Origin of the sequence: Embleya hyalina (genome assembly GCF_003967355.1) — a bacterium.
Taxonomy (GTDB): Bacteria; Actinomycetota; Actinomycetes; order Streptomycetales; family Streptomycetaceae; genus Embleya; species Embleya hyalina.
Genome location: NZ_BIFH01000022.1, coordinates 1 through 26,742 on the forward strand (window position 1 = coordinate 1; position 26,742 = coordinate 26,742).

23 protein-coding genes are annotated in these 26,742 nt (G+C 68.3%); 15 read left to right on the plus strand and 8 right to left on the minus strand.

Annotated features, from left to right (window positions below):
• Positions 1-320: 320 nt before the first annotated feature.
• Positions 321-833: a hypothetical protein gene (locus tag EMA17_RS22175; protein WP_126638854.1), complete on the plus strand. Its 513-nt coding sequence runs from the start codon at positions 321-323 to the stop codon at positions 831-833.
• 96 nt (positions 834-929) lie between these two features.
• On the opposite strand, the gene EMA17_RS22180 is transcribed toward EMA17_RS22175, so the two are convergent.
• Positions 930-1,880 (minus strand): LysR family transcriptional regulator, encoded by a 951-nt coding sequence (locus EMA17_RS22180; RefSeq protein WP_246126823.1) that lies wholly within the window; start codon positions 1,878-1,880, stop codon positions 930-932.
• A 1,022-nt stretch (positions 1,881-2,902) separates the two neighbouring features.
• Between EMA17_RS22180 and EMA17_RS22185 the strand changes: the two genes are divergently transcribed.
• Entirely contained in the window at positions 2,903-3,730 is an 828-nt protein-coding gene (locus EMA17_RS22185; protein ID WP_126638856.1) for a glycosyltransferase family 2 protein, read from the plus strand.
• 186 nt (positions 3,731-3,916) lie between these two features.
• On the opposite strand, the gene EMA17_RS22190 is transcribed toward EMA17_RS22185, so the two are convergent.
• From EMA17_RS22190 to EMA17_RS22200, 3 genes are all read right to left on the minus strand, one after another.
• Positions 3,917-4,678 (minus strand): DUF1266 domain-containing protein, encoded by a 762-nt coding sequence (locus EMA17_RS22190; protein WP_126638857.1) that lies wholly within the window; start codon positions 4,676-4,678, stop codon positions 3,917-3,919.
• 192 nt (positions 4,679-4,870) lie between these two features.
• Positions 4,871-5,476 (minus strand): hypothetical protein, encoded by a 606-nt coding sequence (locus EMA17_RS22195; RefSeq protein WP_126638858.1) that lies wholly within the window; start codon positions 5,474-5,476, stop codon positions 4,871-4,873.
• 538 nt (positions 5,477-6,014) lie between these two features.
• A complete protein-coding gene (locus tag EMA17_RS22200) occupies positions 6,015-6,623 on the minus strand; it encodes a helix-turn-helix domain-containing protein (protein ID WP_246126845.1) in 609 nt (202 codons plus the stop codon).
• Positions 6,624-7,703: 1,080 nt separating this feature from the next.
• Between EMA17_RS22200 and EMA17_RS22205 the strand changes: the two genes are divergently transcribed.
• The 12 genes from EMA17_RS22205 (at position 7,704) to EMA17_RS22265 (ending at position 22,603) form a co-directional block, all read left to right on the plus strand.
• Positions 7,704-8,390, plus strand: coding sequence for a GntR family transcriptional regulator (locus EMA17_RS22205; protein ID WP_160161501.1), 687 nt, complete (start codon positions 7,704-7,706; stop codon positions 8,388-8,390).
• Positions 8,391-8,461: 71 nt separating this feature from the next.
• On the plus strand, positions 8,462-9,979 hold the full coding sequence (locus tag EMA17_RS22210) for a purine-cytosine permease family protein (RefSeq protein ID WP_126638861.1): 1,518 nt from the start codon (positions 8,462-8,464) through the stop codon (positions 9,977-9,979).
• Entirely contained in the window at positions 9,976-10,500 is a 525-nt protein-coding gene (locus EMA17_RS22215; protein ID WP_126638862.1) for a cupin domain-containing protein, read from the plus strand. The genes EMA17_RS22210 and EMA17_RS22215 overlap by 4 nt, the downstream gene beginning before the upstream one ends.
• Positions 10,497-10,934, plus strand: a complete 438-nt coding sequence (locus EMA17_RS22220) for a RidA family protein (protein WP_126638863.1) — start codon at positions 10,497-10,499, stop codon at positions 10,932-10,934. The genes EMA17_RS22215 and EMA17_RS22220 overlap by 4 nt, the downstream gene beginning before the upstream one ends.
• On the plus strand, positions 10,931-11,806 hold the full coding sequence (locus tag EMA17_RS22225; RefSeq protein ID WP_126638864.1) for a fumarylacetoacetate hydrolase family protein: 876 nt from the start codon (positions 10,931-10,933) through the stop codon (positions 11,804-11,806). Before EMA17_RS22220 ends, EMA17_RS22225 begins: the two co-directional genes overlap by 4 nt.
• Entirely contained in the window at positions 11,803-12,552 is a 750-nt protein-coding gene (locus EMA17_RS22230) for a sulfite exporter TauE/SafE family protein (protein WP_126638865.1), read from the plus strand. Before EMA17_RS22225 ends, EMA17_RS22230 begins: the two co-directional genes overlap by 4 nt.
• Positions 12,553-12,857: 305 nt before the next feature.
• The gene (locus EMA17_RS22235; RefSeq protein ID WP_246126824.1) at positions 12,858-13,835 is read left to right on the plus strand and encodes a serine hydrolase; all 978 of its coding nucleotides are present in this window, start codon (positions 12,858-12,860) and stop codon (positions 13,833-13,835) included.
• Between the two features lie 224 nt (positions 13,836-14,059).
• Entirely contained in the window at positions 14,060-14,620 is a 561-nt protein-coding gene (locus EMA17_RS22240) for a SigE family RNA polymerase sigma factor (protein ID WP_246126825.1), read from the plus strand.
• 143 nt (positions 14,621-14,763) lie between these two features.
• Entirely contained in the window at positions 14,764-15,327 is a 564-nt protein-coding gene (locus EMA17_RS22245; protein WP_126638867.1) for a hypothetical protein, read from the plus strand.
• A 91-nt stretch (positions 15,328-15,418) separates the two neighbouring features.
• Positions 15,419-18,718, plus strand: coding sequence for a S8 family serine peptidase (locus EMA17_RS22250; RefSeq protein ID WP_126638868.1), 3,300 nt, complete (start codon positions 15,419-15,421; stop codon positions 18,716-18,718).
• A gap of 586 nt (positions 18,719-19,304) precedes the next feature.
• Positions 19,305-20,564, plus strand: a complete 1,260-nt coding sequence (locus EMA17_RS22260) for a HEAT repeat domain-containing protein (RefSeq protein WP_126638869.1) — start codon at positions 19,305-19,307, stop codon at positions 20,562-20,564.
• A 953-nt stretch (positions 20,565-21,517) separates the two neighbouring features.
• A complete protein-coding gene (locus EMA17_RS22265) occupies positions 21,518-22,603 on the plus strand; it encodes a hypothetical protein (protein ID WP_126638870.1) in 1,086 nt (361 codons plus the stop codon).
• 136 nt (positions 22,604-22,739) lie between these two features.
• On the opposite strand, the gene EMA17_RS22270 is transcribed toward EMA17_RS22265, so the two are convergent.
• The gene (locus EMA17_RS22270; protein WP_126638871.1) at positions 22,740-23,513 is read right to left on the minus strand and encodes a hypothetical protein; all 774 of its coding nucleotides are present in this window, start codon (positions 23,511-23,513) and stop codon (positions 22,740-22,742) included.
• Positions 23,494-24,036 (minus strand): RNA polymerase sigma factor, encoded by a 543-nt coding sequence (locus tag EMA17_RS22275; protein WP_126638872.1) that lies wholly within the window; start codon positions 24,034-24,036, stop codon positions 23,494-23,496. The genes EMA17_RS22270 and EMA17_RS22275 overlap by 20 nt, the downstream gene beginning before the upstream one ends.
• A 457-nt stretch (positions 24,037-24,493) precedes the next feature.
• Between EMA17_RS22275 and EMA17_RS22280 the strand changes: the two genes are divergently transcribed.
• Positions 24,494-24,838: a WhiB family transcriptional regulator gene (locus EMA17_RS22280; protein ID WP_246126826.1), complete on the plus strand. Its 345-nt coding sequence runs from the start codon at positions 24,494-24,496 to the stop codon at positions 24,836-24,838.
• A 938-nt stretch (positions 24,839-25,776) separates the two neighbouring features.
• On the opposite strand, the gene EMA17_RS56000 is transcribed toward EMA17_RS22280, so the two are convergent.
• Together EMA17_RS56000 and EMA17_RS51890 are read right to left on the minus strand one after the other, a co-directional pair.
• Positions 25,777-26,166, minus strand: a complete 390-nt coding sequence (locus EMA17_RS56000; protein ID WP_126638874.1) for an alcohol dehydrogenase catalytic domain-containing protein — start codon at positions 26,164-26,166, stop codon at positions 25,777-25,779.
• A gap of 86 nt (positions 26,167-26,252) precedes the next feature.
• A complete protein-coding gene (locus EMA17_RS51890) occupies positions 26,253-26,645 on the minus strand; it encodes a WD40 repeat domain-containing protein (protein ID WP_160161503.1) in 393 nt (130 codons plus the stop codon).
• Between the last annotated feature and the right edge of the window lie 97 nt (positions 26,646-26,742).

Below are 26,742 nucleotides of genomic sequence, written 5' to 3' on the forward strand. Positions count from 1 at the left end.
TGCCCCGGCGCGCGGGCGTGGGTCCGACCTGCCACACGTGGCTGGAACAAGGTCACGCGAGCGACGCGAGCGAGCACGTGTCGGATGCGATCGCACGGACTCCGGGACCGGATCCGACCGCGGGATACCTCGGCTCGATATGTCTCGACAGGCATCCGGTCGGGACCGAGACGAAAGTGGGAGCAGTAAATGATCGACAGACAAGTTGAACTTGCCCGGAGATCGGAATCGGGCACGCATCCATGAAATAACGGCCGCCGTTGCGGAAAGTGGACAGTAGATTTGCCATCCCGCAAAACTACGCACTAGCCTCCTCGGCCATGAGCACCCATCTTCATAATTCGGATGCCCGGCAGGGCGCGAGCTCCTCGGGCGGACGCCGCCCGCACGGTAAGGTTTCGTATTTCGGTATCGGCGCCTCGCTGCTCGTACTGCTCGGCTCGTTCCTGCCGTGGGTCGAGGCGTCTTTGGAGGGCTCCGTCGAGACCATCAAGGGAACCGACGGAGACGGTAAATGGACGATGGCCGCCGCCGTCGTCGCGATGGTGCTCTTCATCGTCGGCGTCGTGGCACGGAAGCCGATCATCAGTGGCAGTGCGGCAGTTCCGTCGCTGGTCGCAGTCGTGTTCGGGGCATGGAACATCGCCAATCCCGAGCGGCTGGCAAGGGTTTCCATCGAGGATGAGAGCGGCGGAATGTCATCCACCGAATTGGACGGACTCCTCCAGCAATTCGACTTCTCCGCGATGGGGGGCCTGTGGATCGTCGTCGCGGGCGCTGCTCTCGGTGTCCTGTTCGGGGTCCTGGCCGCGGCCAAGACAAGGCAGCGTTAGCCGACCTCGCGGTTAACGGCGCCGCCCACCGCTCGGTGGGCGGCGCTTCGGGCGTCGTGAGCGAACCGTTGTCATGGACGCATCGGGCGGGTCACGCTACCGGGCCAGCGCGGCCCACAACATCGAAAGCGGATGGCTGCCATCCCGCGCGGCGTCGTCGCGCCGTCGAAACGCCCCGGTCAGGATCTGCATCCGCACGGGCGTGTCGTTGACTACGGGAAGCACGCGAAGACCGCCGCCCGTCGCCATTCGACCGTCTCGAACCATCTCGCCGATCCCGTGTGTGACCAGCATGCAGCCACGCACGGGCAGTGCGGAGCACAAGAGTTCGAGTCCGTAGGTGACCGCGTCGATCTGGGCCGCGATGTTCAACTGGCGGCGATGGTCGCCGCCGAACCACCCGCGCAGACAGTCCGCGATCAGACCGTGATCCGGCACCACGAGTGGGAGTTCACGCAAGGCGCTGACCTTCACCTCCGGCCCGGGCAGGAGCCGGGTCGAGAGATTGGTGAGGACGGACGGGCCTGTTCTCGAGAACTCCCTCACCTCACAATCGGCGGGTGCCCCGTGGCCTTCGGGTAGGGCGATGCTGCCGCAAACGAGGTCCACTTCCTTGCTTCGGAGCTTCGGCAGGACATCTTTGCTGCGGACGTGCTCGATCCTGAGTTCCACGTCCCGCCGTCGGAACTCGTCCGCGACGACCGCTCCGACCGAGGTCAGTGCCCCAAGTGTGAAGCGGGTCGTTCCCACCACCACCAATGCCCCGGCCCGATCGCGGCACATCCGGATCCGATCGCGCCAATTCTCCAGTGTGTCCCGAGCGGCCTCGACCAGCGCCTCTCCCGTACCGGTGAAAACCACATCCCTGCCGCGCCCCTGCTTGAGCACCAGTGGCTCGCCGCACAAAGCGCCGAGGTTGCGATTCAGAGTGTCGATCTGTTTTTGCACACTCGACTGGTCACGATCCAGAAGTCGAGCCGCACGCAGTGCACTTCCGGTATCGCGCACCGCGATCAGGCTTCTGAGTTGATCCAGCGTCGTATCCATGAGCGGGGCGGGTCCCTGTACGGGATCGGATGCGAACATGCTTCACCTTTGCGCAGGGTTCGGATCCGGCGATGTGCGCGGCCAACAACCGCGCGCTTGTCGGAGGATGCGTGAACCACGAAACAGCGACGGCCGCCGGAGACAGGTCCGCGGTCCTCGTGTCGTGGGACGACGCATCGAGCCGGGTCGCGCCGATGCGGGGACGGCAAACAACGGCAACTCTCGGGGCGGGCCGCCGGTCCGACCCGGGTCGGGCCGGAGCCGCCGTCCGGCATCGCGCGATCCCGATGGTGGTTCCGCGGGGTTCACGGATGCCTTTCGCGTATTCCCGGTCGCGGTAGCCGCCGTCGACGCGCGGGTGACGCAGTCGCGGGAACTTGTTCGCGCAGCGGACGAGGAGGACTGCGGCGTGCCGGGGGAACAGGCCCGAATACCAGGTCGAGGTGAGCGTGTACGCGGTCTCCGACACTGCGTCGTGCCCTGTGCGGTGTCGGCTGCTCGTGTCCCCGACTTCCTCATCACCATCCTTCACGTGACCCGTTCGCGGCTTCCGCCACCGGGGCTCGAGCCTTCGACCACCCGACACGGGCCCCCGATCGCCGCGCCATGGACCGGCGGCCCGTCCGAACGTCCATCCTGGATGGGATCGGAACCGGACGACGAGCAAAAAGGCGCCACACTGCCATTCAGGCAGGTCTTCCAGTCGAGTGAGGCACATTCATTTGCGAAACGCGGCGAGGGCTCCGAGACGGCCGTTGTCGACCGCGCCGGGACAGCGCTCCGTCGCCTTCCCGCCGCCACGGCGGCGGATCCACCGACGCGACGTGTTCCTCCTAGTGCCCACGCGGAACGGCCGGCCAGACTGACAACCCGGAGCCGTGCGTCGAGCCCGGCGGGTCGATGCCCGCCGGCGAGCGGCGGCGCGATCGTCGCGTGCCGTCACCGCACGTGCCTTCGGGTCATGTCCGCGAACGGGTTGTGCCCATGGGCACGCAGACCTTGCCGAAAAGGTGTCGTCACGTATGTCCCGAGCCGACCTCCCGACCCGCGCGTGGGATCTGAACCATCCGATGTTGTCCGTCCTGACGGCGGTTCACGACGACGCGGTGCGGTTTCTCCCGGCGGCCGCCGCGTCGTTGGCCGAACAGATGGTCCCCGTGCACTGGATCATCTGCTTCGACGGGGACACGGTCCCTGCGGCGGTGCGCGATCTGGTCGACCGGAAATGCCGAAAGCCTGTACCGCACCTGACACTTGTCGCCGCCGGCGGCACGTCCGGGCCGGCCACCGCGCGCACCGTGGCGCTGGGTCGGGTCGGGACGCCGTGGACCGCGGTACTGGACGCCGACGACGTCTGGCTCCCCGGCGGCCTGGACACCCTGTTCGAGACCGCGGTTCGCACCGGGGCCGCCTGGTGCGCCGGACGGTCCGTGGACCTGGTCGACGGACGAAGGGTGGATTTCCCTGACCATCTGCCTCGCGGTCCGGTGGCGCCGGGAGCCGTGCTCGAGGCACGCGAACTGCTCGGATTCATGCCGTTCGTCGGCGCAGCGATGGTCTGGCGGACGCGGACGTTGTGGGAGATGGGCGGCTGGCCCGCGTTGCCCGCCTGCGAGGACAGCGTGCTGATCCTGGCCGCGAACGAGGTGCACGAGGGCTACTACCAAGCCGGCGAGCCCGTGTACGGATACACGAAGTACGAGGGCCAGACGACGTCGCTTCCCGAGCACGCGATGCGGCAGCGCATCGCGGCGACGCACTATCACCGCCGGATCGCCGCCCTGCGCGACGCGGTGCGCCCTCCACTCGGGTCGCCGGCCGGTCGGCAGGAAGTCGGGAGCGACGGGTGATCCCGAGACTCCGGTGCCCCCCGAACGAGCCCGCGCGGCTTCCCGCGTCCCGGCTCGGTGACGGAACATGTCCCGCCGACGGCAATGGGTCGCGGTGTACGGCACCGCAGGCGGGTCGCGACCTTTCGCTCCGGTCGTGGCCGTTCCCGTGACGCCGATCCACATCGATGGAGACCCGGCCGTTCGTCACGTCGGTGTCCAGGGCAGGGTCACCCACGGACTGCGCGGGTCGCTGGTGAGGCGGTGGTGGGCCGTGAGTACCTCCTGGTACCAGGATCCGTACTTGTCGCCGTCGAACCACAACACGCGTCCCAGTGCGTACCCGGCCGAGAACGCCTCCCACGTGCCGTAGACGGCGCGGCACAAACGACCCGCTTCGGCCACCTTGGGTACTGCCTCGGCTGTTGTGCAGTAACCCGCGCCCACCGCCCAACGGGCCATGGTCACCGCGCGGGCGAAGTCGAACGCCGCCACGGAGGTGACCACTTCGCCCGGCGCAAGCAGACCGTCGGCTCGGAAACGCTCCTCGTAGCGGAGGATACGCCCGATCGGGTCGGGTGACTCCTGACGATCGGACACCTCCGGTACGGCGGTGGGGAGCAGCCTTTCCGTTTCGAGTCGCCAACGCGCCGGATCCGCGTAGCGGTGCCGATTGCGCAGGTCCAAGGCTAGTTCGGCATCCTTGGGAATATGGTTTGCCCGGAACAGGCTCGCGGTGGCCCGCTCCCATCCGTGCGTATCACGCACGCCCCACATGAGGTCCAGTGAGGTTCGGTCACGGCGTGGGCCCTCGAAATATGGCCCGATCTTGTTCCAGGCGACCCGGTTCACGATCGAGAGATGCACCCCACATCCCAGTCCGAAGGCAATCGGACCCTGGTGGTAACCGTCGTCGTCGGTGATCACGGCTTCCGGTCCGGGCTGCTTCTTCCGTCGTCCGAACACCATCTCTCTTCTCCTTCCCTTGGGCGCGCACTGTCACCGTCGGCGTGATCGACAGGAGTGGGTGGTCATCGCATCGCCGACCGAGGCGCGTGGGTCCTCTCCGGTCACCAATGATGCGGAGGTCGTGAATGACGGGCACGGCGCGCGTGGCCGTGCGCCGCTGCCGGAGGCGGGACCCGCCCGATCACCGGGCGGTCAGCGACGCCACTCGATGGGCGCCGACTTGAAATCCGGCATGGGGTAGGCGATGGCGTCGAGCGACGTGGACGCCGGCAGCAGGAACGTTCGGCAGTCTTCGTGTGCGACGTTCTTCGTGAACGCGGCGAAGGTGGAGGTTGGACACTTCTCGAGCTTCCCGAACAGGATCGCGGGCGAGGTTCGTTGCTTGTGATCATCGACGGCCTGAAGCGCGGCTTCCGGTCCGGTGTAGGAGAGGTCGCTGTCCGAGACGTTGGTGTAGGAGACCCGTACGTAGTACGGGACGGCGCTCTTTTGTTCTTCCTTCAACGTGAACCCGCTCTGCACGAGGTCTTGGATCGATCCTTTCTCGATCGTGATGGGCTTGATGCGCACGAGCCCTTTCTTGGTGCCCGACGTGACTTCGACGACGGCTGATTCACCCAGCTTCAGGCGGGTGCCGGCCTTGGTGAGCGTGGTGTCGCCGGACGACGCGCCACTCGAAGGTTCCAACGACCGGGAACTCGGCGGCGCGTCGGCGGGGGAGGCGACGGACGCGTCACTGCGTTCCGCCGCGGTCGGACTGTGCGCCTCCTCGGCCGTCTCGTGGCTCCGGTCGGCCACCTTCCCACCGTCCCCACCACTCCCACAACCGGAGGCGAGCACACTCAGCACGGCGACCGAGGCGGCCACCATAGTTCGCATCTTCATACACCATGATCAGTGCGGACTCGATGTGGACAACTAGGAAAATCACGCCCGCCCACGAAGCTGTCCACCCGACACCGCGTCCCCCTGCACCACCGCGAAAAGCCGCTCGAATCAGTCGCCGACGCTGTCGGGGGCAATTCGGACAGTGTCCGCAACGGGCGCAGGAACCCGACCCGGTCCGTCTCGGACAGCCGAGCCGACAGCCGAGCCGGCAGCCGTTCCTCCCATTGCGTCGACATGTCCTGCTGCTGCTGTTGGCGACCGTGCCGCTCGACACCGAAACCGATGTTCGGCTGTGGAATGCGCTGCTCGACGCAGGCAGTCCGGAGCTGTTCGGGGAACGGGCCGTGGCCATCGCGTACAAGGATGCCCGGCACGACTGGCGCATGAGAAAGTCGGCGACGGCAGGGCGAATCAGGCTCCGCGGCCTCCTGCTGGGCGCGCCTGCTGGTTACCCGACGCCACGGGCGCCGTGGGGCTGCGCGCACGCCCGAAGTGCCAGCCACATGTCGAATCTGGCCAACGGATCGGTGGAGAGAGGCTGTCCGAGCGCGTCGTCCATGCGCTTGATTCTCTTGCGCAGACCCGCCTCGGTGACGCCCAGGGCCGAGGCGGCAGGAGCATTTCGAGCCCCGCTCTCGATCCACGTCACGAGGGTATGGATCCCGGTTTCGGAGGGCAGTTGTGCAAGTGGGTGAAGCCGCCTTCGTGCCCAGGCACGCACGGTGGGTAAAGTCACGAGTTCGCTCGGCAGGCCGGGTGCCATCGCCACAGGAGCCCAGGCGGGCTCGTGGGATGCGTGGTGGATGCGAAGGGCCAGCGAAAGGGTCGCCTTGGTGGCCAGGTTCGTCGTGTCGAGTCCGAGCAGGTCACCGAGCAGGCGAACGCGGTTGATGAGGGTGTTGCGGTGGATCCCCAACACCCGGTGAGCCGGGGTTGGCGAGTGGAGCCACACGGACAGGGAGGCAACCAACGTCGGCACGTCCAATCGATGGACCCCCTCCGCTGCGGACAGTGGCCCGAGGAGGGAACGCGCCCAGGGAAGTCCACGATCGATCATCAGCACGGCCGGATCTCCATCCGCCCCGTGCGGCCTCCACCCTCGACGATCGATCCGCGCGAAGTCGCGGGCCGGGTGGTCCTGTTGGAACACCGAGTCGATCGCGAAACCAACGGAGTAGGTCCCCTCGCCCCGTGGCCTGCCGACTCGGTCCAACGCCTCTCGCATTATTCGACTTCGTCACTTTCACGCCGGGGAGTGGGCTCACACGCAGGTGCTCGTCGGCCTTTCGGACGAGTCCCGGACCGCCATCGGCTCGGTGTTGCCCAGACTCCCGGACCACCCATGGGACTCATAGGAAAATGCCGTCGTCATGGCCCGAAAGCGTGGTGGCCGGGGTCGGGTCCGTCTGGTGGAAGGGGCCGACGTCGCGCACGTCCCGGTGGCGTCTCGCACCGCAACAATCTTGAAGGCGCATCGATTCGGGAAGTTTGCCGATCGTGGCCGCCCTCGGATGGGGTGGTCGCCACGGCCGGTCCCTCGCCATGGGCCCGCTCTGGGGTCGCCCGCCGGGTGCGAAGTCGGAACGTCGAAGCAGTCCGAATCGATGGGCCCTCGTGGGGGCTCCCGTCGACCAGTGCTCGTCGAGCCCGCTTCGTTTACCCGGGCTCCGTCAGACCGCCTCGACGACGCGGCCCGCGCGGCGCCTCTTCGCTCATCCCGTTCACCCGGCGCCATGCGGCGGTCAGTTGCGCACGGTTGGTCGACGAGCCCGCAATGGTTGCGCAAGCGACACGACGGCGTCGACCCACCCTCGGAGGGCGAATAGGACGGTGTCTCGAAGGCGGAGCCTCCCCTTGAGCCGCCCCCGAGAGCACGTCGCGGCCCGGATGGGACATCACCCGCGCCGGGCCGGTCGGACGACCAGTCGGGCACGACGAGTCGTGGGGGCGGGTCGAGACCGCACGCCGTCCGAAGCGGGTGCGTCCCCGCGACTGAACCCGACCCTGATGCCTGGGTAGTGGCTTCTGGGTCGCCTCGGGGCGCGTAATGGACGGTGGACTCGGGCCGTTTTCCGTGCTGTCACCCGATGTGCGTCATTCCATTGCCCTCTCGGCATGCAATGTATACATTGCATGCATGACGACGGAGCGCACCGAATCGACGAACGAGCTGAGCGCCGGCGAGGCCACCTACCGCAAGCTCAGGGCACTGATGTTGTCCGGGCGCTTCGCACAGGGGGATCGCCTCGCGGAACTGGAGCTCAGCGAGGAGCTCCGAGTCAGCCGTACGCCCGTTCGCGAGGCCCTGCGCCGATTGCAGGCGGACGGTCTGGTCCGACCCAGCGGACGTGGCGTCGTCCTGGCTTCGTTGCCCGCCGCGCACGTCGGGCACTCCTACCGACTCCGCGCCTCGCTGGAGTCGCTGGCCGCCCGGCTGTCCGCCGAGCGACAGGCGGCCGGACACATCGCCCCGTCCGAGATCGTGGCGCTGCGCGGCACGGCGAGCGCGATGGAGGAGGCCACTCGGGCGCTGGATCTCCCGGAGATGACCCGCTCCAACCTCGAACTGCACCGGGCGATCGCGACGCTGAGCGGGAACCCGCTGCTCGAGGAGGCTCTGGGGCGGCTGTGGGATCGCATCGCGGTCTCCAGCCTGAGCAACCTGCACGACGCACAGTGGGCGCGGGAGGCGCTCGTTCAGCACGGACAACTGCTCGACGCGATCGCGGCCGGCACCCCGGACGCGGCCGACGAGATCGCCGGTCGCCATGTCATGTGCGCGGCGCGGGTGTACGAGCGTCACACATCCCAGTCGGACGACTGAACCGCCGCCGTCGGCGCACGTCTACGCCCTCGGCCCCGGTCACGCCGTCCTTCGATCAGGAGGCGAACGTGATGAATGTCAGACAGGACGACAACGACGACAGAGCCGGCGCGGTACTCGAGCGACGAGGGCTGGAGGCCGTGCCGGACGGCGACAGGCACGGGTCCGTCGGGCGGGTGGGATTGCTCTGGTTCGCGGCCCAGTTGGTCCCCACCGCGTTCTTCCTCGGGGCCCTGGGAGCGACCGACTTCATCGGTCTCGGCTTCGGCCAGGCCGCGGCCGCGATCGTCGTCGGCACGACGCTCGGGGCACTGGGGCCCGCCGCGCTCGGCCTGACCGGACCGACGACCGGCCTGGCGACACTGGCCCAGGCCCGTTCCCCGTTCGGCCGGGGCATCGTGGTGCTCGGGCCGATCGCCGCCTTCACGAGCGTCGCGTTCATCGCGCTCGGTGCGATCTTCGGCGCCGAAGCCCTCCAGGTCGCCTTCGGTATCAACGAGTACGTCGCCATCGGCCTGGTGTTCGCTCTCGAGGCCGCGGTGAGCGTGGCCGGCTATCGGGTCATGCACCTGTTCGAACACGCCATGGTCGTCGTCGTCGGCGCGGGCTTCGTCGCGGTGACCGCCGTCGTGATCGCCAAAGCGGACCGGGTATCGATTCCGCAGTCGACCTTCGGCCCGAACGCGTGGGGCGCGTTCGGGCTCCTGGCCGCCGTATGCTTCGGCTTCGCCTTCGGATGGGCACACAACGCCCCCGACTACTGCCGCTACCTGCCCGCGAGCGTGCGGCCCCGGCGACTGTTCTGGTCGGTGTTCGCCGGCATCTCGCTGGCCTGTGTCTGGATCGAGATCCTGGGACTTGCCGCGGGCGCGCTGCTGAGCGGTTCCGCGCCGATGGCGTCGATCGACGCGTTGATGGGTAGCGGCGCCGGCGGCGCGCTGGTGCTGCTGGCCCTCTATCTGGGAGTGGTCGCCAACGCCACCGTGGCGCAGTACTCGGCCGGTCTCCAGATGCTGGCCTCCGGTGTACGACTGCCCCGGCCGGTGATGACCGCCGTGGTCGCCGCGGTCGCGTTCGGCCTGACCCTCTACCTCAATGCGGGCGACCTCGCCGAGAAGGCCACCAATCTGATCCTCCTGGCGACCTACTGGGTGGGCCCATTCGTCGGGATCTGGGCGGTCTACCTGTGGCGCAGGCCGCGAGGGGACGAGATGACGCGGGCAGCGACCGCGCCCGTGAGCTCCCTGCCCTGGCGCTGGAACGCGCTCGTGTCGCTGGTCGCCGGCTACGTAGTGTGCCTGCCGTTCTCCAACACCACCCTGGGCAGTGAACTCGGCGAGCGCGGCGGGGCCTTGAACGTCCTGTTCGGCTCGGTCTCCGAGCGGCTGCACGGAGCCGACTTCGCCTATCCGGCCGGACTGCTCGCCGGAGGATTCCTCTATCTGGCCCTGGAGGGCGTGGGCGCGCTGCGCGCCGTACGTTCCGGCGCCCTGATCACCGCCACGGCCACGGGCGACGAAACCCCTGTCGCCGACAAGACCGTCACCACCGAAAACAATCCGCTTCGACCGATCGGGAGTACCTCATGAGCGCCGCCGAAGAATACCTCGCCCCTGACGGACGCCGGATCGGACTCGTCGTCCGCGCCGACTTCGACGACTTCGCCGCCTACCCGCCCACGTTCGAGACCGCCGAGGAGCGCGAGTGGCTCGCCCGCCACTACCGCGTGGCCAGTCCCGAACTGGAGAGAACCACCAAGGCCCACCTGACGTCCGACGACCTGCCATTGCAGCTCACCGTGCTCGCGCGACCCGCGGGAGCGTACGTCCGCCCGCACTACCACATCAACGACGTGGCACCGCAGAGCGAGACACGTCACCAGGTGATGATCTGCCTCGGCGGCCGAGCCTCCATCGGCATCTTCACCCGCGAGGGCGAACACGTGGCACACGTGACCCTGGAATCGGGCGACCTCGTCCTGCTCTACGAGGGGCACTCCGTCGAGACGCTGGAGGACGGAACCCGCCTGCTGGAGATCAAGCAGGGCCCGATGCCCGCCGATCCCTATGCCGACAACGTCGCCATCGAAAGCACGGGAGCACGCCGGTGACCTTCCTCCATTCTCCCGTCGAAGTCGACAAGACCGACTTCTTCATGCCCTACACCCCGGTCATCCGGGTGAGTGCCGGCGCCGATCTCCTCTTCCTCTCCGGTGCGACCGCGCTCCCCCTGTACCACCAACACCCGCACGAGCACGACGAACTCGACCCTCCCGAGGATGTCCGCCTCCAGACCCGGTTGGTCATGGACAACCTGACCCGCTGTCTGGAAGCGGCGGGTGCCACGTGGGCGCACGTCGTCCGCACCGACACCTTCGTCACCGACATGGGCGACCAGGACGCCATCGGCGAGGTCATGGCCCCCTACTTCCAGGGCCGATTTCCCGCCGGCACCCTGCTCGAGGTGTCCCGCCTGGTGGATCCGCGGCTCAAACTGGAGATGAGCGCCGTCGCGGCGGTGCCTCCGCGGGAGGGACGAGAATGAGGCTCGCCACCGTCCCCCACGACGGCACCACGTCGGCGGCCCTGATCGAGGACCACCGGTTCGCCCCGGTCCGCTCCCTCCCGGGCCGCGAGGACGCCGCCGACGTCGCGGCTCTGATCGCGCAACCGCTGGACCCCGCAGAGACGGAACTCCTTCGCGGACGGCTGCGATCGCTGACCGGGACACGGCTGCTCCCACCCATCCTTCGCCCACCCAAGAACGTCCTGTGCGTCGGCAAGAACTACGTCGAGCACGTGCGCGAGGGCGCGCACGCGGAAGGGGTGAAGTTCGAGATCCCCGACGAGCCGATCTGGTTCACCAAGGCCCACACCGCCCTCGCCGGGCACGAGGGGACCATTCCCTGGGACCCGGAATTCACCGAACAACTCGACTACGAGGGTGAACTCGCCGTGGTCGTCGGCAAGTCGGGCCGTCACATCCGCCGGGAACGAGCCCTGGACCACGTCTTCGGATACACCATCCTCAACGACGTCACCGCTCGCGACCGACAACAGCGCCACAAGCAGTGGTTCGTCGGCAAGTCCGCCGACGGATACGCCCCCCTGGGGCCGTGGGTGGTCACCGCCGACGCGATACCGGACCCCCAGAACCTGACCATCGAGACCACCGTGGACGGCGAGATCCGCCAGTCCGACACCACCGCCAACATGATCTTCGACGTGGCGACACTGATCACCGCGATCAGCACCGGCCTGACCCTCGAACCCGGCGACGTCATCGGCACCGGCACACCACCGGGCGTGGCCTGGGGATCCGGTCGATTCCTGCGCCCCGGCAGCACGGTGGCGGTCGCGGTGGAGGGGATCGGCCGACTCGTCAGCGAGGTCGGCACGGTCACCTCGCCGTCGTGACCGGTTGGGCGGAGTTCGTCCTGGTAGCCGTCGCCGGACTGATCGCCGGTCTGGTCAACGCCATCGCCGGCGGCGGCTCCCTGGTGTCCTTCCCCGCGCTCCTGGCCGTGGGGTATCCGCCGGTCACCGCCAACGTGACCAACGCGGTCGCCGTGCTCCCCGGGTACGTCGGGGGCACGGTGGCCTATCGCAACGAGATTCGAAGCCAGACCCGAGGACTCCCCCGCCTGGCCTCGGTCGGCGCCCTCGGCGGGGTCGCCGGAGCCGCGTTGCTGCTGATCGGCCCCGCCGACGTCTTCGACGCACTGGCACCGTGCCTGGTCCTCGCGTCCTGCCTGCTGCTGGCGCTCCAGCCACGACTCGCCCGCGTCGTCGCGCGCCGTCGAACGGAAGGCCGGGACGGACGCCTCGTCGTCCCGACCCAGTTCGTCGTGGGTTTGTACGGCGGATACTTCGGGGCCGGCATCGGCATCATGATGCTCGCCGTTCTCGGACTGCTTCTCGATCGAGGGCTCCACCAGGTCAACGCCCTCAAGAACGTGCTGTCCCTGGTGATCGGCGTCGGCTCGACCGTGTTCTTCGCGGCCTTCGGACCCGTCCGGTGGGACGCGGCCGCGATCATGGCTGCGACCAGCCTGATCGGCGGCCACGTCGGAGTCCGCGTCGCGCGCCGGCTCGCACCCGGTCCGCTCCGCGTGGTCATCGTCGTCTTCGGCGCGGTCGTCGCCATCGCGCTGTGGCTGTGATCGGCGAACCGTGCCGCGGACGGGATGCATCAGGGAACTTTTCCCCACCTCTTCGCCCTGGGGGTCGCGGGAGTGGATCCCCACGTATGTGCCGGCTCGACGCGGGATCGCCACTGTCGCGGTTCGGTAACAAGCCGGTCGCGTGTGCAGCGGCCGTGGGACTCGGCACCGTCTATCGGCGAAGGCGATGACCCGCCTTCCGGGGTTCGGGGGCGAAGACTTCTCCGATGTCCCGGCAATCGACGAAAGGTGTCGCCGGGCCTCCCGGCTCCGGCTCACCTCACCGCAAGGAAAGTAGTCTCGAGATGTCTGTGCACACGCACGTCCGGCGCCGCAAGCGACACACACTCACCATGGGGATGGCCCTCGCAACGCTCCTCTCCGTCGCGACGGCCGCGCATCCGGCGACGGCGAGTACGGGCGGAGGAGCATCGGCCGATTGGCCCACCGCCAAGGTGGTCTGTATATCCGCGGACCGGCTCCTCTCGGAACGACTGGCCAAGGACCTCACGGATCTGATCGAGGCGCAGGCCGGGCGCACCTCCCTGGCCCTGTACGACCGCACGACCGACACAGAGTGCTCGTACGACGCGAACGGGAGTTACGACTCCGCGAGCATCGTCAAGGTCATCGTCCTGGGCACCCTCCTACGCGCCGCCCAGGACGAGAACCGCGACCTGACCGAAACCGAACGCAAACTCGCCGAAAAGATGATCACCGAGTCGGACAACGACTCGACGACCACCCTGTGGCGACAGCTCGGACTGCCCCGCATCAACGATTTCCTGCGCTTGGCAGGCATGACGAACACCGTGCCCGACACGGAAGGGTACTGGGGTCTCACCCAGATCAACGCCGCCGACGAGATCAAGCTGACGAGGCTGCTGACTTCCGCCAACCCGGTCCTGGACGAGGATTCCCGCACGTACGCGCTGGACCTGATGAATCGTGTGATTCCCGCCCAGCGATGGGGAACGCCCGCCGGTGCCCCCAACGACGCGACCGTGCACGTGAAGAACGGGTGGCTCCAGCGGTCCGCCGGAGGCTGGCGCGTGCACAGCCTTGGCGTCTTCACCGGCCGCGGACACGACTACGGGATGGTCGTACTGACCGCGGACAAGGCGAACATGTCCACCAGCGTGGGAGATATCGAGGACATCGCCGCCAAGGTGCACGCGCACTTGGGGGGAAGCCGCCCGATTCCGGGCTACACGCACAGGACCGACCCCATCGACCTCCCGACCGCCTCCGACGGTTCATCGACGGGCGAGAACGCCAACTGATCCATTCTCGGGGCCGGTTGCCCCCGCTTCCGGGGGCGACCGGCCCATCCCGCGCTCTTCGCGATCGTCGACGACGGCGCGAAAGATCCTCACTCCCCGAGCAGCACGTGCCGTGCGACAGGCGTCTTGAAAAGTGGATGGGACCGTCTCATCCGCTCCTGTGGCGGTTCGAAGCCGTGCGTCCGGCACAACCCACCACAGCACACGTTTCCGGGCGAGGAAGCTTGAACGACCTGCTCGAACAGCAGTTTCGCGATTTCATGGTCAGCCGTTGGCCCCGGCTGTTGCGCACCGCCTACGCGCTCACCGGCAACCATCACGACGCCGAGGAACTCGCACAGGGAACGCTCGCACGCGTCTACATCAAGTGGGATCGCGTACAGCGCAGCGACCATATGGACAACTACGTATGGCAGATGATGTTCCACCACAACACGGACCGTCTGCGCCGGCGCCGAGTTCGCGAGTGGTTCACCAACCGCCCACCGGAGTCCGCGACGGGCGACGCCACACTGCGCTTCGAGGATCGCCGGGTGATCCTGGACGCGCTGACCCGACTCCCCATCCGCCAACGCGCCGCAATCGCTCTGTGCTTCCTCGATGACATGAGTCACGAGCAGGCTGCGGAAGTCCTCGGCACTCGGCCGTCGACGATACGCAGTCAGGTCACCCGGGGACTGGCCAAGCTTCGTGGCGACGCCACACTCACAGGCCTCATCGGCAGGTCGGTGGACACCGACCGTCGGCGGGAGCCGGACACGTTGGAAAGGCCCGATCCCACATGACAGACGACCCGCTCCTGCACGGATTGCGGGCGGCCACGACCGACCTCCCTCCACACCCCGCCCCGGTGGAAACCGTGGTCCGGTGCGCGAAGGCACTGCGCCGGCGTCGGCGCGCGACTCGAGCAACGGTTTTGGGTGCCGTGGTGATCACGTCGGTCCTGACCGTCGGACTCGACCTGACCTCGACGAAGACCTCGTCCTCTCCCACTGCCCCGACGGCGACACCCGTGACCACGAACACGCCGACGGAGACGGCTCCGCGACGACCTCGGGTGGTCGACTCGGGCGAACGCGTGGACGTGGGACAAGGCAGCACGATCACTCTGACCTCGGACGGTCGCATCACCACGGACGTGTGGACGCACGAGAAGCATCTGCTGGAGCACCGAAACCCGTTGTCCTCACGCGACGCGCCGCTTTCGTTCACGTCTCGGACCTTCGGCGACTCGAAGGCGACCCTTTACGTGGGGACCTGTCGAAGCACCGCACCGCTGGACTCGGTGACCATCGAACAGGACGGCCGGACTCTTCGCGCCGACGTGGTGACGCTGGGCGGTGCGCCCGGATGGGCCGCTTTCCATCTCTACGTTCCCCGCGACCCCGCCGCACCCCCCATGCGCCTGGCACCCCCCGGGCGGATCACCGTCACCGGCTACGCCGCCGACGGCACCGTGCTCGCGAGCAACACCCCGTCGGGCGGGCGGTAGAGCTCCGAGCGCGGAGGATGCGTCCTCGCTCACGCAGTCAACGACAGACCGCGGCCGAATACAGCCGCTCATCGATCTACGAAAGGATGCCGTGCATCGGTACGGGAAGCGATCCGGCAAGACATCGGCAAGCATCGGAGCGGCGGCGATCGTGCTCACGGCAACGCTCGTGTCCGGTGGCGGCGCGTCGGCTGTCGGTTTATCGGCGCCGGCTGACCGGACACCGACCGGTCGACCGGAAACAGGCGAAGCCCACGACAAAGTCACGCTGGTGACCGGCGATCGCGTCCGTGTCGACCGGCTCTCCAAGGGACGTGTCACGGCGGTGTCCGTCGAGCCCGGACCCGGCCGTGAGGGCATGGTGTTCACGCAGTGGCGGAGCGGGGCGTCGGTGTCCGTGGTGCCGGCCGACGCGCTGGGCCTCTTGGACCAGGGCGTCCTGGACGCCCGACTGTTCGATGTGACCGGTCTGCTTCGCGCGGGCTACGACGACCGGTCACGACCCACCGTTCCCTTGATCGTCCAGTCCGATGATCCCGGGGTCCTCAGACGAGGACCGGGCCGGGAATTGCCCAGTATCGGCGCGCGTGCCCTGCTCGAGCCCAAGTCGACCACCGGCGAGTTCTGGCAGTCGGTCACCACGGGATCGTCGCAGACACGAGTGGCAGCTCCCGGAATCACCCGAATCTGGCTCGACGGCAGGGTCGCGGCAGATCTGGACCTCAGCGTGCCGCAGATCGGCGCGCCCTCGGCCTGGCAGGCCGGCTACAGCGGACAGGGCGTACGAACCGCGGTCCTGGACACGGGAATCGACCCCACCCATCCCGATCTCGTCGACGCCGTCACGCAGTCCGCCGACTTCACCGACAACGTGAAAGGGGTCCGGGACGGCAATGGACACGGCACCCATGTCGCCTCGATCGTCACCGGCGGATCGAGCACAACCTCCGGCTCGTACAAAGGAGTCGCGCCCGACAGCACACTGCTGGTCGGCAAGGTGCTCGACGACGAGGGCTTCGGCAGCGAATCACGCATCATCGCCGGGATGCAGTGGGCGACCGACAACGGTGCCCGGGTGGTGAACATGAGCCTGGGATCCGGGCCGGGCAACGGCAAGGACCCGATGTCTCTCGCTGTCGATCGGCTCACCGCCACCACAGGCGCACTGTTCGTGGTCGCCGCCGGCAACGACGGTCCGATCGGGGGGAAGGTGAGCGCGCCGGGCGCCGCCACCGCGGCGTTGACCGTCGGCGCGATCGACCGCGACGGCTCCGTCGCCCCCTTCTCCAGCACGGGACCGCGGCTGGGCGACCAGGCGCTCAAACCCGAACTGACCGCGCCGGGCGTCGCCATCGCCGCGGCCCGCGCGGCCGGCACGCACGCCGGTACACCCGTCGGCGATTCCCACACCCGTTTGAGTGGTACCTCGATGGCGACTCCGCATGTAGCCGGCGCGGCGGCGCTGCTCGCGCAACAGCACCCCACGTGGCGTGCGGATCGTCTCAAGGCCGCGTTGATCGGAACCGCCGAACCCACGCCCGACACCGATGTATTCGCCCAGGGTGCCGGTCGCGTCGAAGTCACCCGCGCCGTCACCCAGAACGTATTCGCGGAGCAGAGCACGCTTTCCCTGTTCTCGAAATGGCCGCATACCAGCCCTGTCGTCCACCCACTGACCTACCGCAACGACGGCGACACGCCGGAATCGCTCGACCTGCGCGTGGAAGGAACGAGCGCGATCACCCTCGACAGCACGCACGTCACGGTGCCCGCCCACGGAACCGTCGACGTCACGGTGACCTTCACCGCGTCCGGAACCGGACAGGCACCGTTGGGGGCGATATTGCTGGCAACCGGTACGAACGGTCGAACCGTACGGGTTCCGATCAGTGCCCACGCCGAGTCCGAAATGTACGACGTGACCCTTGACGTACGTGATCGCAACGGTGGTCTGCCCCAGACGAGCGCGGTGCGGCTCGTCGACCTCCGCAGCGGCGAGTCCTTCCGGCCCACCCGCGCGGGCGACTCCCTCGTCGTTCGAGTGCCGAAGGGCCGGTACGGGGTGGACGCGATGATCCGCACTCCGGCCGGCACCGACGCGGCGAGTTGGACCGTCGCCGGCACCCCCGAGGTGACCGTTGCACGGAACGTCTCCCTCGCCCTGGACGCCCGAGCGGGCAAGCCGGTCACCGTCGACCTCGACAACTCGACCGTGGGCCTGCGAGTGCGGCGCCTGGCCGTGGCCCAGACGATCGCGGGTGTGCCGCAGGAAGGCGAAATTACGGCCACCGACCCCAAGACCCTGTTGTACGCGGTTCCGACCGAGAAGGTCACGTCCAGGTCGTACTCGCTCGTCATGCGCGAATTTCGCAGTGACGCGCGGACCGCGTACAACCTGACACTCCTGCATGAAGGAGGTATTCCGAAGGATCCCTCCTACCGGGTGCGCACGCGCGACCTCGCCGAGGTGCGGACGCGAATCCACGGTGACAACCGTTCGGTGTCGGGTTCGCTCTCCCGGATGTCGGAGTTGGACGAAAGCGGTCTTGGCTCGGGGTGGTTCCACGACGTCGCGATTCCGGGTACCACGACGGAGTACTTCTCGGCCGGCCCACGCATGACATGGTCCGGATATCTCCAATCCGACGCGGGAGACGAAACGGGACCCGTCACCCGGTATGCCCCCGGTCGACGCACGGTCGAGACGTGGAACGCGCCGGCCTTCTCACCGATCGTCGCAAGCACCCGATGCGGCGACGCGATCCACGCGGAGCTCCATCCCTTCTCCGCGTCCGCCCCGGGGCACACCGGATCCGCGACCGCAGGACCGTGGACCGGACGGGTCACACTTCTTCGGGACGATCTGGAGGTGTCCTCCAGTGACACCCCGTCCTCGGCGGAACTCGGCGGTCTGCTTTCGGGCCCGGCGCGATACACGATGCGTCTGGAGGGCCGGCGCGACAAGGCGGTGACCGCGACCCGGGTCCGGGCCGAGTGGACCTTCGTGTCGTCGCGGCCCACCGAGCAGGAGTGCGTGAAGGAAGTGGCCCCGCTTTTCGCGACCCGGCTCGACGGGGACTTCGGTACCGACGATCTGCTTCCGAGGGATCACCCGTCCGTGCTGCGGATGACCGTCGAGGGCACGAATGCCGCCGACGTACGGGCATCGACGATCGAGGCGTCGTTCGACGAGGGAACGACGTGGCGACGACTGACGTCCATGCCCGTCGGGGGCGGGCGTTTCGTCGCTGTGCTCCCGCCCCCGGGAACGGGCGGCGACTTCGTCGCCCTGCGCACCACGACTCACGACTCCGCCGGCAACACGATGACCCAGATCATCGAGCGTGCGTACGCCCTGAGTCCGCGGCCGGGAGGGCGATCCGGGTTCTGACGGCGAGTTGGCGCCGGGCCTCCCCCGACACCGCGTCCAGCATGTTCGGTTGATCCGAGACTTCGCCTCGGGCTCGGTCAAGACGCTCGCGAGCGAGCTTGTGCGCGGCGGGCAGATGACGGCGACGGCCCGGTTCGCGACGCGGTGGGCCCGGCCGGAGCGGGAGGTTCGCGGTCGGGCCCGTCGCGTTGCCGTCAGACGCTGACGCCGTGGCTGCGCAGCCACGTCATCGGGTTGACCGCGGAGCCGTGGTTCGGCGTGGTGTCGCGTTCTTCCTATGATTTGCCGCCGCGACTCGGAATATTGAATGGTTCAGGTCGATGCCGTGGCCCGCGCTGTCTTCTGCGCGTCCGACATACCCGGCCGCCCAATCCTCGCCACGCAACACCCGAGCACCTCTTCTCCCGGGACTGTCGCATCGACCGGTTCAACCCATCGCCGCTTCGCCGAAAATGCGTTCTCCTCGCGGATTTTCCGATTCTCACGCTCCAGTTGCCGTTCACGCTCCGCCGGGGCATCGCGATCACGTGACTTCACTCCCGGTCCTGCCCTTGGGATGGAAAGCGAGTATGAACAATGACTGCATATGACGACCTTTGATGCACTGGACGGCCTGGATGCCGTCGACTGGGCGGGGTTGAGACACGCGTACGGTCCCGCCGGGGATGTGCCGGCCCAGATCCGCGCGCTGACTTCGGATGATCCCGCGACCTGCGAGAGCGCGTTGGGGGCCCTGTACGGAAACATCTTCCACCAGGGCTCCCGCTACGAAGCCTCCACGTACGCCGTACCCTTCCTCGTCGGGCTGGCGGCGGATACGGCCACGCCGGGCCGTGCCGAGATTCTCGCGTTGATCGGCGCGCTCACGGTCGGCTTCGACGAAAGCCACCTCCCCCAGGGCCTGGACATCACGGGCCGGCGGGCCGAGGTCGAGGAACTACGCTCCGGAGACCGCGACACAATGCGCCGCCGCCTCGAGAAGTGGGTGGACGAAGCGGTCGACGAGGGAGACCGTCGAGTGCGCGAAATGCGGCTGCGCATGTTCGATCCCGAAGAATCCTACGAGTCGGCACGCCACGAGTCGGCCGTCTACGACGCGGTCAGGGCGCAGGTGCCGCGGCTGGCTGTCCTGCTCGACGATCCCGATCCCAGGGTCCGCGCCCAAGCGGCGTATACGCTGGCCTGGTTCCCCGAGGAGTCGGAGCACATCCTGCCGCGGCTGCACGGTCTGCTCGCCGTGGAACCGCTGCCCTCGGTCGAAGCCACCGCCCTGATCGCCACCGCGCTCATGGCCTCCGCGGACGACGCCGGGACGGCACGCGTACTGCGTCGGCGCCTGAGCGCCGGCGAACCCGTGGTGCGCTGGGCTGCCGCAACCGGGTTGGCGCGTTTGGGGTCGCCGGACGAGGAGGTGGTCGAGATCCTGGCGGCGGCCGTGGTCGACCCTCCCGAACAGGGCGTACCCGGCATTCCATTCCACGAAGGGGACCTGCGCGGCTATGCCTCGATCGCCCTGGTCGCGGCCGACCGGGCCATCGGGATCGGTGCCCTCGACGTTCTGCTGGCGGGCCTGGCCCGGACGTCGGGACCGTCGGCCTTCGCCGTGACCGCAGCCGCGCTGCACACAGCCTTCGGCTCCGACAGGCCATACCCCCTCCCCCCGTACAAGGAGCTCGACGCCGTGACGCGCAAGGTCGTACGCGCCCTGGCCGAGCTGGATGAACACACCTGGCAGTGGGCGAACTTCCGCCTCATGCTCAGGCCGTACAACCTGCCCGGAGACCGCGCCGCGTGCAGGCGCTACGTCGGATCGGCGGCGGAGCCCGCCGAAGACGCTCCCTTCTGAGTGGACACCCCGAAGGCGAAAACGTCTTCGGATGCGATCAACCCACGGCTCTCCGCAACGTCGTGTGCGCGCCTGGGTTCCGCACGGACACCTCGTGGCATTTCAATGCTCCGGTGACCGCGGTATTCCGCCGCCCGTCGCATCCACACGCCAACCCGCCGACGTCGCAAGGGACGGGTTTTTCCAAGCCGTCTGCGCACGGGTGACCGAGGCTGGAACCGTGTGGACATCTCGCGACGGCCGGCCGCCCTTTCGCTCGACGGGCAACCCACCCGGTACGAGAGGCGTCACGTGCCGATCCATCCTGACGTCGACGGGATTATCGCCGGCTGCGGCCGTGCGTGTGTGATGCCGAGACACCGACCACCTGTCCGACCGGCCGAGCACCCTGCAACGGATCGACCCGGCGTCCTGCGGTGAACTGGGGCAACACAGGGCCGAGCGGCCGGATCCCACTGTCGCGAACCACAGCCGACCGGGCGATGAAGCGTTCGGAGCCGCGCTTCTTCTCCCCGTAGTCGCCACGGAATTCGTCGCTTCTCACAGGCCGGCAACGGGGCGAGTACTTCGCAAACGTGTGACGGCCCCGCCCCGTGCCGGCAACTCCGCTCGGTCGGGCGAGCACTACTGAGGTTTCGTCGCGGCACCGCCCCGGAACCGGGTTCTCCTTCCACGGCCTCGCGCCGCTTTCCGACCGACCGGAAGGGGCCGTGTTCGTCGCTCGGGAACTTGGCCGGACGAATTCCGGATCGGCTGTCGTGACACGTCCTTCGTCGCGGTTCTTCAGCGAGTTGCTTCCCAAACAAGTCCCCGACTCGAGGGCAGGTTTCGTGTTCCCGATGCTTCGCCGAGCCCGCTCGGCGGCGAACGACGAGATGCCGGCAGTCAAGCCCGTCGGGCATCTCGCGTCGCGGTCGGCACCTGGTCCACCCGGACCGGGGCGAGTCCGGCCGATGACCCCGGCGGTGGCCGCCGTCTCTGTGCTGGTCGCGGCGTACACCGGCATGCGCATGCCCAGTGCCTGGTCCGCGAGTCTGCAATCGGTGTCGTTCCGGGACGGTTTCCACCGCCGGTTCCTGGTCGGCACGGTCATGAACCCAATCGCGGAAACGGCCGGGTACCCGTACTGGATATACGCGCTGCTGTCGTTCCTGATACTCGCGGGCCTGCTGGCGGTACTGATCTCTCAGGCGGTCTCCACACACCTTCCCGCGCGGCGCCTCCTCGTCTTCGGGTTCTTCCTGTTGCCTACCGGCGGCTACCTGTTTCACGAGGTCGGTTACTTCGACCAGATTCTCTATCTGCTGCTTTTCGGCGCGCTGTGGATGCTCGGCCGGGGTCGGTGGCTCCCCGCGTCCCTGCTGCTGGTACTGGCGATGTGTGTGCACGAGATAGCCGCATTGACCGTGCTACCGCTGTTCTTCGTGGCCTGTCTACGGACGCTGGCGCCGGCTCGGGCGATAGTGGCGGCCGCCCCAGCCTGTGTGACCGGGTTGCTGATTTTGACGATCGAGCCGACGGCGCCGGAAACCTCGCTCGCGTTGCAGCGCAAACTGGAGGCCGCCCACTTCCCGGTACGACCGGATGCCCTCGAAGTGTTTTCGCGGTCACAGGCCAACAGTTGGAAGCTGTACTCGCGATGGGATGTCTTCCTGTACCTCTTGCCCCTCGTCGTCCTGATCGCCATCGCGCTGCTCCTGTTCGTGCGGACCGGTGACCGCCCACCCAAGCTGCCGGCGATGTCGGTGTTGGCGGCACTTGCCCCCGCCATGGCGACCCTCGCGGGCTGGGACCGCGAGCGCTGGGCTTTCCTCCTGATCGTCAACTTCTTCATCGTTTTGTGGATCTGGTTCGGCGACTACCAACTCGACGTGAAATCCGCACAGTTCGGAGTCGCCTTCGGGGCGCTGCTGCTGACTGTGTGCGTACCTCTGACGTACTTCGATGGCTTTTCGCCGCGTCCGCTGACCGGCAGCGGCATCAGCGAATTCTACGAACACGTCACCTCCGGACGCTTCTTCGACGAACCACGCCTGTAGCACTCCCACTCACTGCGCTCGTCGATCCGGGCGGAGGCGCGCTCCTCACTGGGGGAACCCTGACGCCGGGCGGCGTTGGCGGCCCCCAGCGATGGACGTGGGCGACGCGAAGCATCGTGGCGACTCGATGCACGCCTCACGGTGGTGGGTCGAGTGCAATCGCGAGCGGTAGCTTGGCGATCAACAACGGGTTCGAAGCGTCGAGCGGGCGATCGCCGATCCGGGTGCCCTGCGCCTTCGGCGGTGTCATCACCAGGGCCAGTGTGTACCTGCCCGGATCCGCCCATACCTGCTGCCAGGTCGCCGCTCCACACAGCCAGTCGGGGGCCAACTGCCGGATCGTCCGATCCCCAAGAGGCCAATCCGGGCTGCGCAGCGGACGCCCCGCCGGAGTCCCCCCGGCCTGGATCGGGCCGCCCACCACGACCTCGTCCCACAACACCAACACGGTCGGATACACCTCGGTGGAGTCGAGGCCCACTGGTCGGGGCAGGCTCAGTGCGGCCGTGACCCGAGGCGGACCGTCCGGTGCCTCGGTGGGACGTTCGACGGTCAACGGCGACAGACCGACCCCGTCGAACCGCTCGGTAGTGGGAAGCCCGATCGGTCGACCGCACGTGAACAGGCCCGGCTCCTGCGCACCCCATGAAGGCGTGTCGCCGGGGACGGGCACGGCAGCCGACGGATGGGGGGACGTGGACTTGCGCGCCGCCACGGCGAAGACCCCGACCCCGCACACCGTCAGCGTCATCGCCGCCGCGGTTGCCATCCCCGCGCCACGCAACCGGCGCCGTCGCCGCCGTCGGCCGGCTTCCTTCACCAGCGCCTCCCCGGGCATCTCCCGGAGCGGGCTCGCCTCTCGGGAAAGAGTCTCCAGGGCTTGGCGGATGTCATCTCCGTTCGAGCTCATGATCTGCCTCCTCCTTTCCGTTCGTAGTGCCCGCACCCGTCGACATCCGCCGCAACGCGCCGCGCGCGGCGCTCAACTGGCTCTTCACCGACCCCTGGCCACACCCCAAAATGTTGGCGATCTCGGCGACCGGAAGATCCTCCAGGTAGTACAGGACCAGACAGGCCCGCTGCCCCGGGGGCAATCGCCGCAACAACTCGCGCGTCCACAATCGCGCGGACACCTGCGACTCCGGCCCCTCAACGTCGAACAGCACCTGCCGGGCACGCAGCATCGGTCGCAAGCGCGCCCACCGACCCGCCCGCCGGGCCTCGTCGATCACGACGTTGACGACGACCCGGCGGACGTACGCCTCCAACTCCGCGAGGTCGCGCGGGTGCTGCCGAGCGAGGGTACGGACCAATGCCTCCTGGACGAGGTCGTCGGCCCGGTCGTCGTCCCCACACAACAAAAAGGCGTAGCGCTTGAGTGCCTGGCCGCGAGCGGCCACCAAGGACCGCACAGCTTCCGCGTCAACCCCCATCCGTCCTCCCCGCTCGCGCGTCGGAACCCTCGTCGGGATCTCCGTCACACCCGTATAGAACGAACATCCCGTGCGAGGGGTTGGCTACCTCGACCAAACGATTTCTCGTGAAGCCCAACGCCTTCCGGTGGGAGGCTTCGATGGCCATCCGGTATCGCCGTCCGTGAATCGATCCCTTCACGATCGACCCGGCGAACCGTCGGGTGCCATGGGCCGGTGACGGGTCCATGCCGGGGGCGGACTCCTCGATGCCGGTCACGTTATGCGTGTCCGCGTGCGGCTTCGCGCCGACCGCGGACTCGACGGAGAAAGACGCGGCGCGCGCCGGTGGTTGGGTCCGCGATCCGGCGGCTTCCTACAAGCGCACCGACGTACGTGGGAGCACGCTTGCCGGATGCGGTGCGGGCGTCCAGGACGGCGCCCACGCCCTTGCCCGAAACACGGAATGAGAGAAACCATGTTCACCGCGAGACGTGCTGCCCGAGAGGTGTACTCGGAGCCGACTCTGCATGACCGGATACGAGCACTGGGCGGCGCGGTGCCGTGCCGCTCACGCGATCCGGAGGCCTTCTTCGACGAGACGTTCACAGGCATCGAGAGCGCCAAGTCGACGTGCCGAGCGTGCCTGTTGAATACGCTCTGCCTGACCGAGGCCCTGGCCCGCAATGAGTCATGGGGGGTCTGGGGTGGGGAACTACTGCGCAACGGCGCGGTGGTTCGCACGACGGGCAGCCTGACGAGCGCTTCGCCATCACCGAGTCGCCCGGCCGCGCCGAGGCAGCCGGTTCGACGAGCCTGCTGAGAATCGTCCACGTTTTCGGACTATCGCCGAGGCGGCGGAGGAGCCGCGGCGCGGAGACCACCGAGACGGATCCGGACGCGTTGGTTCGCGACTTCGGTGACGCCGCGGATGGCTTGGAGCCGACCTGCGATGCGAGCGACCGGAGACGGGATCGTTTCTCGGCAACCGCGATGCGGGACGCGGCAAAGCTTGGCCGTGTTCCGCGTCCCGAGTCTCGCGACGGGGCGACAATCCGCGTCAGGCGACTCCCGAGGTGCGTCGACGCCTGGCGTACAGGGCAGCGGCCGCACCGGCCACGAGGAGCGCGGCACTCGCGATTGCCAGGGGGACCTCGTTTCCGCATAGACGAGGCTCTGGGCCGGCGGCTCCAACTGGCCGCGGTGGTTGACCGAAACGCTGCCCTTCACGGTCTTGCCGTTCTTGTCGACCACGGTCAGGTCGGCGTTCTGCGGGACCGTGACCCCGGCGCCGGCGGTGAGCGCGAAATTCCACGATTCGCTGTCGAGCCCGATGGTATTGGCCGCACAGGTGTACACCAGGCCGCTGCCGGAGCAGGTGGAACCGGGCTTGATGGTCCACCCCGGTCAACGCCTTGTCGAACGTGAAGGTGGCCGTATCCCCCTTGGGGCCTTCACGATCACGTTCTCCGTGTCGCCCGGGCGTACGTTGAGCCGCTCGCTCCCGCCGGCGAACGCGAGTTCGTCGACCGGCGCGGCGGCGACGACGGAGAGACACAAGCCCCGGACGGTGATGCGCGCATTCCGGCGGGGACCGGGGGCCGGCGCGCCGTGCCGGCCGAGCTCCGGAGGGCCGTCGCGATCCACAAGCGGTTCGGCGCCGCCGAGCCCGCTTCGGTCGGTGCGTTCCTGGCGGAGCCGGAAGGCGACGCCGGCGAGCCGGGGGCGCGGAATCGAGTCACCGGTGACTGAAGACCACGATCAGGTCCGCCCACGTCCCGTCGCCGATTGCGGGACCATCGCGAACACTCGGTCCCCGACCTGTAATTGCTGCGACGCCGTACCCGGATCCAGCACTACGCCCGCGACGTCCCAACCGAGCACCATGGGCGGGGCCGCATGTCGCCGCGGATCCCGCCGGCCCGAGTCTTGTCGTCGACCGGGTCGACGGCGCTCGCGATCGTGCGGACCAGGACGTCTCCGGGCTCTCGACGTGGCTCCCGTAGGTCGGCGTGAATGCGAGTAGGAATCGCCCTGTTCGCTGTTCGAGATCGTCTCGGTTCGGTGGTGGGGCCACCGGTGGCAGCTCCCGATACAACCGCGCCCGGGCCACCGGGCACGGTCGCACATCCGCGATGACGACTTCGACATCGGTCACGACCTCGACTTGGGCGCGAGGCGGCAGATCCCAGGGACGGTACGCCCCACGTCCGCCGGGACGAGTCGGCCGGGACGAGTCAGCGATCCCAGTCGATGTGTGGCGCGATCACGGCCAGGTCCTGGCCGAATCCGACGACGAGGCGGCCATCGGAGGTGGGCGCCAGGCTGGTCACGGCATCGGGCAGGTCCAGGCGGGCGAGTTGACGCTCGCGGTCGAGATCCCACAGGCGCACTGTCCCGTCCTCGCCGCCCGTGGCGACGACCGGGCGCGCCACCCCGCGCAGGGTCGCGGCGGCGCGGACGGGCGCGGTGTGGCCCGTAAGGGCGGCGCGCACGCGTTTGCCTATGGACAGGGACCAGACGCAGACCAGGCGGTCGTCGCCCGCGGTCACCGCGACGGGGCCGGCGTCGAGATCGGTGAACGCGATGGCGCGTACGTTCCCGCGGTGGCCGGAGTCCGGTTCGCACACGCGCCGTCCGCTGGACGCCCACCACACGTGGAGTGGACCGGAGCCTGGGCCCTGGCGGGCAAAGACAACCACCGGACGGTCTCGGACGACTCCGATC